General features: G+C 43.3%; 9 protein-coding genes. 2 read left to right on the forward strand and 7 right to left on the reverse strand.

Annotated elements, in window-relative coordinates; all coding sequences use genetic code 11:
• Nucleotides 1-54 precede the first annotated feature (54 nt).
• The 6 genes from INQ51_RS04195 to rlmH all read right to left on the reverse strand — a co-directional run bounded on the left by INQ51_RS04195 (nt 55) and on the right by rlmH (nt 10,989).
• Nucleotides 55-2,496 (reverse strand): GH36-type glycosyl hydrolase domain-containing protein, encoded by a 2,442-nt coding sequence (locus INQ51_RS04195; protein WP_233376629.1) that lies wholly within the window; start codon nt 2,494-2,496, stop codon nt 55-57.
• A 276-nt stretch (nt 2,497-2,772) separates the two neighbouring features.
• Nucleotides 2,773-3,678, reverse strand: a complete 906-nt coding sequence (locus INQ51_RS04200) for a TIM barrel protein (RefSeq protein ID WP_233376630.1) — start codon at nt 3,676-3,678, stop codon at nt 2,773-2,775.
• Nucleotides 3,679-3,821: 143 nt separating this feature from the next.
• Complete coding sequence (locus INQ51_RS04205) at nt 3,822-6,113, reverse strand: patatin-like phospholipase family protein (protein ID WP_233376631.1); 2,292 nt, start codon at nt 6,111-6,113, stop codon at nt 3,822-3,824.
• 286 nt (nt 6,114-6,399) lie between these two features.
• Nucleotides 6,400-6,798: a phosphoribosyltransferase gene (locus INQ51_RS04210; protein ID WP_233376632.1), complete on the reverse strand. Its 399-nt coding sequence runs from the start codon at nt 6,796-6,798 to the stop codon at nt 6,400-6,402.
• A gap of 17 nt (nt 6,799-6,815) precedes the next feature.
• On the reverse strand, nt 6,816-10,514 hold the full coding sequence (locus INQ51_RS04215; RefSeq protein ID WP_233376633.1) for a sensor histidine kinase: 3,699 nt from the start codon (nt 10,512-10,514) through the stop codon (nt 6,816-6,818).
• A 1-nt stretch (nt 10,515) separates the two neighbouring features.
• A complete protein-coding gene (rlmH, locus tag INQ51_RS04220) occupies nt 10,516-10,989 on the reverse strand; it encodes a 23S rRNA (pseudouridine(1915)-N(3))-methyltransferase RlmH (protein ID WP_233376634.1) in 474 nt (157 codons plus the stop codon).
• Nucleotides 10,990-11,184: 195 nt separating this feature from the next.
• Between rlmH and INQ51_RS04225 the strand changes: the two genes are divergently transcribed.
• Together INQ51_RS04225 and INQ51_RS04230 are read left to right on the forward strand one after the other, a co-directional pair.
• Nucleotides 11,185-11,586 carry a DUF4783 domain-containing protein gene (locus tag INQ51_RS04225; RefSeq protein WP_233376635.1) on the forward strand — a complete coding sequence of 134 codons (402 nt, stop codon included), beginning with the start codon at nt 11,185-11,187 and terminating at the stop codon, nt 11,584-11,586.
• A gap of 12 nt (nt 11,587-11,598) precedes the next feature.
• The gene (locus INQ51_RS04230; protein ID WP_233376636.1) at nt 11,599-12,525 is read left to right on the forward strand and encodes a YihY/virulence factor BrkB family protein; all 927 of its coding nucleotides are present in this window, start codon (nt 11,599-11,601) and stop codon (nt 12,523-12,525) included.
• Between the two features lie 52 nt (nt 12,526-12,577).
• Here INQ51_RS04230 and INQ51_RS04235 read toward each other — a convergent pair whose 3' ends face one another.
• Nucleotides 12,578-13,459, reverse strand: a complete 882-nt coding sequence (locus INQ51_RS04235; protein ID WP_233376637.1) for a rhomboid family intramembrane serine protease — start codon at nt 13,457-13,459, stop codon at nt 12,578-12,580.
• Nucleotides 13,460-13,464 lie beyond the last annotated feature (5 nt).

The following is a 13,464-nucleotide window of genomic DNA, read 5'->3' on the forward strand; positions in this document are numbered from 1 at the left end:
TTTTTATGAAAAGTTCCGACATCGGAAACTTGTTTGAACTTAGTTTATTTTAAGTCAACTACCAAGTTCCACTACAACTTTATGAACTCCACGCGGTAAAACAGGCACCCGGTTTCCATTTTGTAAAACTTCTCCATCCACCACAATCCTATTTACACCTTTTGAAACTCCCAACGGATTGAGCACTTCAATTTCGTAAATCGCTCCCCGGAACTTCCGGGTTACTTTGTACGATTTCCAATCGCGCGGGATACACGGATTGATGATCAGCCCCTCGTAATGAGGTTGTATTCCCAGAATGTACTGGCTGATGGTGTAGAAATTCCACGCGGCAGTACCGGTCAACCACGAATTTTTTGCTTCGCCGGGTTTAAAAGCGTCTTTCCCGGCAATCATTTGCGCATATACATACGGCTCCGTTTTGTGAAGTTCACTGATGTCTTCCAGGTAGGCAGGGCAAATCTTTTTGAAGTATTCCCAGGCACGATCGCCCCGACCCAGAACGGTTTCGCCGATCATGATCCAAGGATTGTTGTGGCAAAAAATACCCGCGTTTTCCTTGTATCCGGCCGGGTAACTTGAAATCTCGCCATATTCGATGTAATACTTTGTGAAAGCCGGATTATTCAGCACAATTCCGTATTCACAATCCAGTTTCTCGCTTACCGAATCGAGTGCTTTTTCCACCATCCCTTCTTCCAGGCCAATACCCGCCATGGTACACCAGCCATTCGATTCAATAAAAATTTTTCCTTCTTCATTTTCATGGCTGCCAATTTTGCTACCGAAGTAATCGTAGGCTCTCAGGAACCATTCACCATCCCAGCCATGTTTTTTCACCGCTTCAATCATGTCATCCACATGCCTTTGGGCTCTGTTTGCCTCGTCCCTTTTTCCCAGATGCAGGCAAAGTTCCACATAGTCGCGGCCATAAACCACAAACAAACCGGCAATCATCAGCGACTCCGCTTTGGAGCCTTCAGTTTTGTTTTCAGTTGTCTGAAATGATTCGTTGGGATCGTTTGAAAAGCAGTTTAGGTTCAGGCAGTCGTTCCAATCCGCACGACCGATCAGCGGCAGACCATGCGGTCCCAGGTTGTTTCCCACATGATCAAACGAAACAGTAAGGTGATCGAACAAGGTTTTTGCCAGGTTCCAGTCGTTATCAAACGGGACCTTTTCATCCAAAATACTGAAATCGCCCGTTTCCTTCAGATAGTTTACTGCTCCCAATATCAGCCACATAGGATCGTCATTAAAGCCGCCGCCTATATCGTTATTTCCGCGCTTGGTCAGCGGTTGGTACTGGTGATAACAGCCTCCGTCGGGAAATTGCGTTGAAGCGATGTCGATGATACGTTCGCGGGCACGCTCCGGTACCTGATGTACAAAACCGATCAAATCCTGGTTCGAATCCCGAAACCCCATTCCCCGCCCTATTCCACTTTCGAAAAACGAAGCCGATCGTGAGAAATTAAAGGTGATCATACACTGGTACTGGTTCCAGATATTCACCATCCGGTCCAGCTTTTCATCACCCGATTCAAGCGAAAAAATACTCAACAGGTCATTCCAGTAGGTTTTTAATTCATCAAGGGCTGCATCAACCTTCTCTGCGGTATCGAAACGGGCAATCGTTTCCTGTGCCCGGGTTTTATTGATAACACCTTTCGATTCCCACTTTTCTCCGGGTAAATTCTCAACATAGCCCAATACAAATACAAACGCTTTTGATTCTCCCGCTTTTAACTCAACCTCGATGTAATGCGAAGCAATGGGCGACCAACCATGTGCCAGGCTGTTTCTGGCCTGACCTTCGAGCACTACCTGTGGCTCGTCAAAACCATTGTAAAGCCCCATAAATGATTCGCGATCGGTATCGAAACCATTAATCGGAGTATTCACCGAGTAATAAGCATAATGATCGCGGCGCTCTTTGTATTCTGTCTTGTGATAAACCACGGAATTCTCAATTTCCACTTCTCCGGTCGAGAAATTTCGCTGAAAGTTTTCCATATCGGTGGCCGCATTCCACAGGGCCCACTCAATAAACGAAAAGAGTTGAATCTTCCTGGTCGTTCCCGAGGTGTTTGTCAGGGTTAGTTTCTGGACTTCCGCATGCGTATTCAAGGGAACAAAAAACAAAACTTCGGCAAAAATGCCCTCTTTAGCTCCTCTGATAATTGTATAGTTCATCCCGTGGCGGCACTCGTAACTGTCGAGACGAGTTTTACACGGCTTCCAGCCGGGTGACCAAACCGTATCTTCGTCTTTGATGTAAAAGTACCGACCACCTGCATCCATCGGCACATTGTTGTAGCGATAACGTGTTATTCTTCTGAACTTTGCATCTTTATAGAAGCAATATCCTCCAGCGGTATTGGATATCAATGAAAAAAAGTCGGTGTTGCCCAGGTAATTGATCCAGGGCCAGGGAGTTGCCGGATCGGTGATCACATACTCCTTCCTTTTGTCATCAAAAAAACCAAATTTCATATCGTCGCTTCTTTAGTTCGTTGTTTCAGGAATGCCCTTAATTAGTCGCTTATCTTAGAATGATTACGGTCACGATTCACCTTCTGGACGGCCAATAAACACCCTATTTAGTAGCAAGTATTTATATTCAGAAATGATGTTATTGTAAATTTCACACTAAGATAGAAATCCCGGACAAACTTTAAAAGAAATGGCGACTTTAAAATGATGAAACAAGACACAAAAAAACCGGTTTCAAAAATGAAACCGGTTCCCCTTTATTTTTCAAAATCTACTTTACACCAAAATTTTGGTAGTAAGATTAGTGATGCTTGTTTCAATTCCTTCAAAAGGTAAACCGTTGCCCTGGTTGTCGTCTTCAACAAAAAGGTACTTCATTCCAGCCTTTTCGCGTGCAGCATAAATCCGGTTGAAATCGATCAAACCGGCACCCACAGAAGTAATGTCGTCTTTTACCACCTCAAAATAAGGATCGGTTTGCTTGGCCATATCTTTGAAGTGCAGCAGCTGGAAGCGGCCCGGATATTTGTCGAACATTTCCACCGGATCCTGACCAGCCTTGGTAGCCCAATACAAGTCGAGTTCCATGGTGATCAAATTCTTGTCCATTTCGGGCATAAAAATATCGTAGTAAGGAACCACTCCATCCAGGTTCGCAAATTCAAAATTATGGTTGTGGTATCCAAACTGAATCCCCACTTCTTTCATAACAGACGCCACCTGGTTCCAATCGGCAATCATTCGCTTGTAAGTTTCGATGTTGCGATCTTCGTCGTTAATCCAGGGCTGCACGCAATATTTTACGCCCAGCGCTGCATGGTCGTCAGCCATTTTACGGGCATTTTCCATGGTAATACCCGCTGCTTCTACCTGGGTGTGGCTGCTGATGATCTGCATGCCTTTGTCTTCCACAATTTTCTTAAACTCTGCAGGTTCGTATCCGTAGAATTTGCCATTTGAATAACCAGCCAATTCCAGGTTTTTATACCCCATATCAGATACTTTTTGCAGCGAACCTACCACATCAGCCGCCATTGCATCGCGAATGGTGTATAACTGCAAGCCCACTCCAAAGCTTTTTCTATCGGGTGTAACAGCCGAAGTACAGGCAACTGGGCCCAGCACCATTGCACCAACCGCCCCGGCAGCAGAAATTTTAAGGAAGTCTCTTCTATTTTTCATTTCATATAATTTTAATGGATTTTCGTTTACCAGTGATTTTTGTGTAAGCGCACTAAAAATAATAGATTCCCGTCATTAAACGAAAATAGTCACCTAAATTTTAACCATATGTCTTTCGAATACTTCCTGAACATAAAGAAGCGCTAAAACGGAAAGCCCACACTCAGGAAAAAACGTGTTTTTGAATCTAGGTTGTTATCTCCAACCAAAAACTGCATCGGACCAATAAGCGAATTGTACTTTAACCCGAAGTTATACCCCCAGATATAATCAGCCACAGATTTGTCGGTAAAGTCAGTGACCAAATCCCCGAAGCTGTCGTTGATATTACCGGCATTAACGGTTGCCGACAAATAAAGCCCTTTAACAATGCGGGCATTTAACTCGGCCTTGGCAAAAGCAAGGTTATAAGTAAATAATTCGGCCGTACTAAAGCCGGCTATATTCCGGTAAATATCCCGGGTATTAAATCGTTCTCCTCCCAGCAAAAACATACCTCCCACACCGGGATTGTCTGTATTAAACCCGGCATTCAGCCCAAACCTGAACGTTAAAAAGTCAGCCGTTGTTTTGTACCAATCGTAATCGGCCAATACCGAAGCATACAATCCATCATGCTCCGATAACACATAATCAACCCCCTCGCCATGCAGTTCTCCGGTCCGCTTAACTTTTGCACTCAAAACATGCGATAAAGAAAGGTTCATCCTTACTCCTTTGCTTGGAAAATACAGGTCATCTGTTGTATTCAAACGGTAAAAGAATTTATACCCCCACTCTTTGGTAGCGTGCCGGACAAAGCCTGCCTCATCGTAAATACTCTTCAAATCCTCCATTGGGGAGATCCGGCTGTACCGGAATATCCCATTTAAACCAAGAATGTGATTCAAGCCCGGCGAATAATGAATTCCATACCCACCTTCGAGCGAAAAATACTTGTAATTCCCCAACTCATTTCCACCAATAAACATGGGGTGTTTGTAGTCGCTTAAATTGAAAAAGTAATGGTTGGAGAACTTTTGCTGCCGCCCCAAGAGCTTGTTCATTTCGATGCGGAGCGCCGGATTTTCCGAAATATGCGCTGTAAACAGCAAGCGCGACGAAGGCATTACCACATTCAGGAGGGTAAAGTTGGTGACCAGCCCTACTCCCATATCGTTGTCGTAATTCGGTGTAAACTTGAACATAAACCGCGGATTCTCTTTCACATGAAAAACAAGGATATAGTCGTCGTTACCCACACCCTTTTTGAGCGAAAAAGTAATTTTATCAAAATACGGAGATCCGTGCATGTATTCGATCGCCTCGCGAACATCGTTGTACGAAACCGAATCACCGGGTTCAATTCCTGATTTGGATTCGATGTAATCCTTCCCGACAAACTCGAGGCCTTCCACTTCAATTCCCGCCACTTTTATTCTACGTGGCTGCCTGATCTTTTTCACAGGTGTAAGCTGGAGGTCCAGGCTATCGGCCAGTGCTTTTAGTTCTTCCAGTTTTTCAAGCGCTGTTATTTCACCCAATTGCTGAATTACCGGGCCATTGGTAAAATCTTCCGAGCCATAATTGTATAATTCGGGAACAATCAAAATATCCACTTTCTCGTTTTGTTGGCGAGCATCTACAATCCCCGACAAGGCAATGGAACGGGAGAGGATTTCGGGCATAGTACAGAGTTCGGCCTTGGTCACTCCCTCGGGGAAACCAACATATACCCCAATGATGATATCTGCCCCCATGTCGATGGCCTCCTGAACCGGAAAGTTACGTGCAACGCCTCCATCCACCAACAGCATCGAGTCCATATCAACAGGCGTAAACACCGTGGGAATGGACATACTGGCACGAATAGCCTCTACCAGGTTCCCCGAGCGGTGTTCAACAACTTTCCCGGATATTATGTCTACCGACATGCAGTGAAACGGAATCGGAAGCTCATCAAAATTCTCTTCCGACGTGAGAGGCCAAAGCAGTTCCGAGAAATAGGCTTCCAGATGCTGCCCTTCAATCATCCCGGCAGGCAAGCGTATCTTGTTATCGCTGATTGGAATCATAAAGATGTATTTCTGTGTCTCTTTCTTTTCTTCCATACTCACCTTCTGAAGAATCTCCTTGTCGGTAAGCAGGTTGTCCCAATCGGCATTTTTGTTGATCTCTGAAAGTTCCTCCACGGTATAGCCCGATGCATACAACGCCCCAATTATGCTGCCCATGCTGGTTCCCGTAATAATATCGGGTCTGATACCTGCTTCTTCCAGCACTTTGATTACTCCAATATGCGCCAATCCTTTGGCTCCGCCACCGCTTAATACCAACCCAATCTTTGGCTTCTTCGTTGCATCTTCCTGCACTGGCTGAGAATAGCCCCAACAAGCAAGCAGTACCAACATTACCACCCCCACTATTTTAAGAAAGTAATCGAATTTCATTTTCATAGCTAAAAAGAATTGACGTTTTCCGGCAGTGCAAGGGTTACCAGCAGCCAGCCGGATAATTACTGTTTGCAGATTTTGCACAACTAAATTATAGTAAAATAAGGACATTTTATCCCTACACTGAAGATTTCAGACAAACATCTGTCTCTAGAAGCAGCTAAGTTAAATCAATTATATGTTCACAATAAAAACAGAACAGCGTGAGCTACCAACTCAGTCTTTTTACATTCCCATTTACAATTAATTGAAAAATAAGCAGAGTCTCAGAAACCGAAAAAGGGATTGGTTAGGGTTTCCAGGGCCACTTAACACAATCTTTCACCTCAGGAAATAATACAAAATCAGCTTTCCCTTTCATGGCACAGGTTTTTACATCAAAGTCTTTTAGCAATTCCAGGGCGGCATTCATCGTTTTTCCGCTTACCGACACATCATCCACCAAAAGAATACGCTTCCCTTCCAGCTGCCAGTTGGGTTGATCCAGCACTACGGGAACTTCGTACCTCGGATTGTTCTGTTCGTCGCGGTAGTTCATTGTGAGCACCTGCAACTCGGCATCTAAATGATAAGCCACCATGGTAGCAGCCGGAACTCCCCCGGTTCCGATCCCGATAACAATATCTACCGGAGGAAAATCGATGGTCTTCAAACGTTTTGTGATCTCTTTAAATGAAAGTGGCACCATATTCTAATCTCTTCTAATTAAACCCGTTTTGTTCTTTTCAGGCGATGGTCTGAGCTTTTTTGACTGATCGGAATCTCGATGTAAAAGGTGGTTCCTTTTCCGATTTCTGTTTCAAACCATATTTTCCCTGAGAAATTTTCTACAATGTTCTTTACAATGGCCAGCCCCAGCCCCATTCCACTTGTTTTAGTGGTAAAACTCGGGGTAAAAAGCTTGTGCCGGAGCTCGACCGGAATACCGGCACCGTTATCCGTGATAGCTATCACAGCCATATCTTCCCTCCGGGTAAGCTCCATGCTTATTTTTCCTTTCCGGTTATCGGGAATGGATTGTATTGCATTTCGAATCAGGTTAATAATGGCGCGCGACAACTGTTCTTTATCGGCATTCACTTCAATATAGTCGTATCCGTTGGTGTGGAAAACAATTTCTGCCTGGTTGTAGGTTTCATACAGGTCAATCATTTTCTGCAACTGTTCGGCCAGTTTGAATACCTGGTTGCTTGCCGTCGGAATCTTCGCAAAATTGGAGAACTCGGTAGCAATATTCGAGAGGTTATCAATTTGCTCGATCAATATACTGGTTACACGGTCGAGGTGTTTGTTATAATCTTCGTCCTTCCCTTTCGCCCGTTGCAAATACTGGATGTTCAGTTTCATCGGGGTAAGTGGGTTCTTAATCTCGTGCGCAATTTGCTTGGCCATTTCGCGCCATGCCGACTCACGTTCTGAACGGGCAAGCAACTCGGCACTGATGGCCAGGTCTTCCACCTTTTTGTTGTATTCTCGCACCAGGCTGCCAATTTCATCCTGACGGCTGTACGATATTGGTTCGTTTCGTTTCCCCAACTGCATTTTCTGCAGGTTCTCCTGGATCAGAACCAAAGGCCGGGTAATCTGATTCGCAATAAATACGGCTGCAATAATACTTGCCAAAAACAACAGCACATACAAATTGATAAAAGCCACAATGTAAGTGGAAATCTCCTGGCTGTACGAATCCTGCTTGATAAAATAAGGCAGGTTTATAAAACCAAGGTAATCGTTCCAGTCGTTTAACAACGGACGATAGGCTGACAAATACGACAGTGACCCGATGGTTTCGGGCTGGAAATAGCTGATCTTGAAATTGTAAAACACTTCGTAATACGCCCGCGAATTTATTCGCGGAGATACCAAACCCCGTTCAAAAATCTCGGCGCGCGACGAGGCTACCAGTCTCCCGTTTGTTCCATAAATATTAATATCGGTCCGGAAAATATTGGATAATTTGATCAACTCGCTTTGCAACATCAATGTCAGTTCAGGTGTAATGGCGCGTTGATTGGTCAGGCGCATGTCAATCTCTTCGGCGATCGATTTCATTTTCTCGTTAAGATCGTCGCTGTGTTTTGTTTTGAACTGCTTTACATTGTAAAAGATGGTTACCAGAGCAACCACCAGCAACGAAACAAATACGATGGAAATGATCGCCGCCTGTATTTTAAACTTCAGGTTAAAACTAAAACGGCGCTCGCGAAGTGTGTTGTTGCCAACCACCAGGATAAACAGCAACAAAAGGAAATAAAACACAAACAAATACGGGAAAGCAATCAGGTAATCGATAAAAGTCAGTAGTTCGCGGGTAACCACCACGTAATTGTTTTCCTGGGTATGAAACACAAGGTGTTCGTACTTATCCTGCCTGATAAACGAAAACTCGTCTTCAGAATTCAGGTAAACATGCCCGTAATAGTTGTAATTGTATTCCCCCGACTTATCCGTCAGTTCGCCTCCGTAATATTTTGCGTACGAGAATTTCCTGTAAACATTCGACAGCACCATCGATTTATTGATCAGCAACTCGGGAAAACCAATGCCCTCAAACAAAATATCCGAATCGAGGTCAATGAATATTTCCACCCCAACGCCTTTGCCCAAATTGTACCTGAAACGCCCGGTATAAGATACCCGCCCGTTCATGTTGTCCATAAAATAGAAATCCGTACCCGGAATTTCAACGCCCTGATTTTCAATCAGCTCATCCATAAAACTGGTACACTTTACCAGAGCATCATCGGGCTGCGTCACTAACTGGGTGGTATCGTTACACACATAAATATTAAGAAGATACTTTCTGAAATACGTGTTGAAATACGACTTTTCGATGTATTCAGCAACATCCTCTCCTTGCAGTAAAAGACTTTGTATGGCCCGGTCTTCTTTTATCCGCGACTGAATTTCAGCTAAAAAGACCTCGGCGGCAGGATCGCGTTCAGTTACCAGCTTTACTGCCAGCCATTTCTGTTGTCCCTTTTCCTTGTTGCTGATCGTTTGATTGATCACCATCAACGAATACACCGAAACCAGTGATACAAATACAATCAGGTAACTTAGCGTAAACGTTTCCAGGTACCTTGCACTTAATAAGCTGGCAAGCATGGTACTGGCTACGAAAAGAATCAACACATAGTAATAAACCTGGCCGACTGCCAGCCACTGCACTCCGGCAAGAAACAAGGCAATGATCAGCGAAAAAAGAAACAACTGCTTTAGTGGCATCTTGGTTCTGGCTTCGTCCACAATGCGTATGATAAAAAAGGTGATCCCCAGCAGCAGCAAGCCCACGGAGAAGATTCCCAGAACACTCTGAAACGAAATTCCGGTAATTTTATTCAACGCAAATGAAATGGTGGAGTTATTGATCAACTCGCCAATCAGGTAGTGAACCATCAGGTAAAGCGATCCTGCAAACAACAGCAACAAACTGACTATTCCTTTTTCCGAAAGCGCAGAACTCTCTTTTAATTCCCTTAGCCTGAGGTCGAGGGCAAAATTGTAGATCCAGAAAAGAAAAAATACCGCCAGTAAAAAATAATCGCCCAGCGACGGCAACCAGTAATTGATGGCAAAAAAATCGGGCCCAAAAAATTTCAGGTGATAAAACACCTTGGGAACCCGGAACAAAAGATGTATCCAATATACAATAAAGAGGGCGCCTGCCAGGGCACAAAGTTTCAATACAATCGGGGCTTTTGTGGCAATAAACTCCCGCCTGAAATAAATAAGCAAAACGATCAAGCCCAGTAAATAAATAAATCCGGGTGCGTACAACTGGTTGGTGGTACAAAGGTATTTTCCGTAAGGCCACAGCGAAAACAGGAAATTACCTTCGCAATCGAACAACACATAGGCATCGTCGTTTCTTCGCTCGTCAATGATATAGTCGCTCGGAATTTTATAACTGCTGTAAAAACTGTTTTGCAGGTACTTGTTCTCGAAAGTATAGTTGTTCTTGATCAGCTGCAAGCCATAAATTCGGTAGTCGTTTACGATCATTGTATCGAGCAGGTAATAACCGTTGGGTAACTCTGCAAAACCGGCCTTTTTATTGATCAGCGAGTCTGGTTTGTCGTAAAAGGCAATCGAACGGTCGGACCAAAAAACCAGGTTTGAATTCTGATACACCAAAAAGCCAAAACCCGTTTCGCGGATATTGGTTTCCTTTTGCTGAAAAAACTCATCTACCACTTCTTCAAAATCCTGGGTAGCAAGCCTTTCACCCAAACCATGCACCCGGTCTTTCAACTCCTTTTCATTTTCAATAAGTTTATCCTGAAATTCCTGGATAAGAGCCGTTTCGGGATGTCGTTTCAACAAACCGTTTTCAAGCACCGCAGCAGTAATCAGGATGAAGATTGCGACAAAAAGGTAGGTGTATTTATTTAGTTTCCACATTTTAATCGTGATGGTATGGTTCGCCCTTTAAAATGGTAAATGCCCTGTAAATTTGCTCCACACACAAAAGTCGCACCATTTGATGCGAAAATGTGAGCTTCGACAAAGAAATTTTTGAGCTTGCCTTTTCATACACTTCATCCGAAAATCCGTAAGGTCCTCCGATTACCAAAATAAGCTCTTTTACACTGCTTAACATTTTCTGTTCCAGCAGTTGGGCAAAGTTTCTGGACGAATAGGATTTTCCTCCTTCATCAAACAAATGTAACTCCTTGCCCGCCCCCAGTCTGGACAAAATAAGCTCGCCTTCTTTTTGTTTCTGAAGGTCTGCCGTCAGGTTTTTGGCTTTTTTAATATCCGGGATTACCTCTATTTCAAAAGGAATATAATGTTTTAGCCGCTTCAGATAAATATCAATTCCTTCGCGTAAATATGCTGCATCCGTTTTACCAATAACCAACAGGGTAATCTTCATTGTTCCAATACATTTGCCGGGATCAAGCTTCAATCGTTGCATCCGATTGCGCAAATCTTATACAATAACTAAGCTCTGGAAACTCCCACTTGACATATAATTTTATAAATTTACAGTAAAAATAAGGGTATAATCCTGTTTTTGCATAGTTTTTGTAAGATTGCAACGCGAATGCAATATAAAAATTAGAACGAGATGCAGTTAATAAAAAAAATATCACTGGTAATCATTCTTTTTCTTTCATTACTGACGCTAAATTCGACAGCCCAGGTTCCCAACGATATCATAAAAAGTTTTGATACCGGCGATTCAAAACTCCTTTCCGGCTTTTTTAACCCGAATGTTGAGCTGGTTGTTTTGGACAACGACAATGTTTACAGCAAATCGCAGGCTGAACAGATCGTTGCCAGTTTTTTTAACAGCTTTCCGCCGGTCGATAAAAATGCGTTTACGGTAATCCACAACAGTGGAAAGGAAGGAGCCAAATCCGTTATCGGGAAATTGCAAACCACAAAGGGAAACTTCAGGGTTTATTTTCTTTTGAAGAAAACAGATGCAAAAGAATACATTCACCAGTTACGAATTGAAAAACAATAATCCCACCGTTGTATGGGAACAAACCAAACTTTTGAACGGGTAAAAAAGTTAGGAGAGAACATTGTTGAACGCGCAAAGAAGATCTCACTTCCTTTGTTTGACGATGTTCCCTTGTACGATGTAGCACTGTTTTTCTGGAGAAGCATTGTTGACGGCTCAATAACAACCCGTGCATCAGCAATCGCATTTTCTTTCTTTGTTGCCCTCTTCCCTTTTATAATCTTCTTATTTACACTTATCCCTTATATAAAAATACCTAATTTCCAGGACGAACTATTTCTTTTTATAAAGCAGATTGTTCCTTCGAGTACCTTCACTACAATAGAAAAAACTTTAATTGAGATAATCACCATTCCAAGGAACGATAGACTTTGGCTAAACTTTTTAGCAGCCTTGTTTTTCGCGACCAACGGGCTCGCAGCGATGATGAGCGCTTTTGATGCCACCATTCACAGCATCCAGCGACGATCGTGGTGGAGCCAGCGGATTACCGCCATTTACATGTTAATTATTTTATCAGTATTACTAACCGTTGCGATTGCCTTGTTAACCGGCGGGCAGGAATTCATTAAATACCTCGACCGTATAAACATTATCCGCGACGACTTTTTGGTGGTGTTACTAACCATCAGTAAATGGATTATTACGGTTTCGTTGTTCTTTTTTGCTTACTCGTTTTTATACTACATGGCACCTGCCAAAAAAACCAAATGGAGGTTTATCTCTGCCGGAGGTACATTAACAACCGTTTTAAGCATATTGGGACTGATTGGTTTTACTTATTACATCAACAATTTCAGTCAGTACAACGCACTGTACGGATCAATTGGCACACTGCTGATCATTCTATTACTGATGTACATGATGTCGCTTATTTTGCTGATCGGGTTCGAGCTGAATGCCAGTATTTACCAGGCACGTTCTGCATTAGAAGAATAAAATTATTTTATCACTTCTCCAAAACGTTGAACTCTGAACACTAAACTCTGAACTACTTTTTCCCCTGCTTAAACAGCAGTTCCTTTTCTTCTTTGGTCAGATTTTCGTAACCCGATTTACCGATTTTATCCAGAATACGGTTGATTTCTTCCTGCTTCAGATGTTGTTGGTGTGCGTAATCATGGTCGTTGCGGGGAGGCTGTTTGTACGTTACTTTCATCCGGCTTCTGGGTTTGAAAGAACCTTTTAGAGACTCAGCCAATCGATCAATCAAATCAACCAGACCAGCGCCCCAGTCTTTTCCGCGGCGCAACTGGGAAATGTAAAACCAGCCCCAGAGAGCACCACCCAAATGAGCAATGTTTCCCCCGGGATTGGAAGTTGAAATCCCAATAACAGAAAGCAATACATAAAATGCAGCCACATATTTTAAGGGAAACTTACCAATAAAAAACAAGTAAATTTCCCGGTTCGGATCGTAAAAAGAAACGGCTACCAAAACTGCCATAATGGATGCCGAAGCCCCCAGCAACAGTCCGTAAACAGAGTCGAATACAGGAAACATATTGTAGGCCACAATATAAAAAGCAGCCCCCATAAGTCCTCCCAGCAAATACACACTCAGTAATTTGCTTCCTTCAAAATGATAAAGAAACAACTGCCCAAACCAGTACAATCCAAGTATGTTAAATATCAGATGAAGAAAACCCACGTGCAAAAACATATAAGTTAACGGGGTCCAGGGCCGGTGCAGCAACTCACTGGTTACGGAAGGAACCGCCAGCCAGTCAACAAGTGAAAAAGGTTGTCCGGCGAGGTAAAACACAACCCCGATAATTTTTAACACCAGGAAAACCCCGATATTGATGTAGATCAGCCGGGTTAATACCGATCCTTCTTTAAACGTTCGTTTTATGTCGCCCCAAATGTCCACTTCGT

Source organism: Maribellus sp. CM-23 (assembly GCF_021354595.1).
In the GTDB taxonomy this organism is placed as follows: domain Bacteria; phylum Bacteroidota; class Bacteroidia; order Bacteroidales; family Prolixibacteraceae; genus Draconibacterium.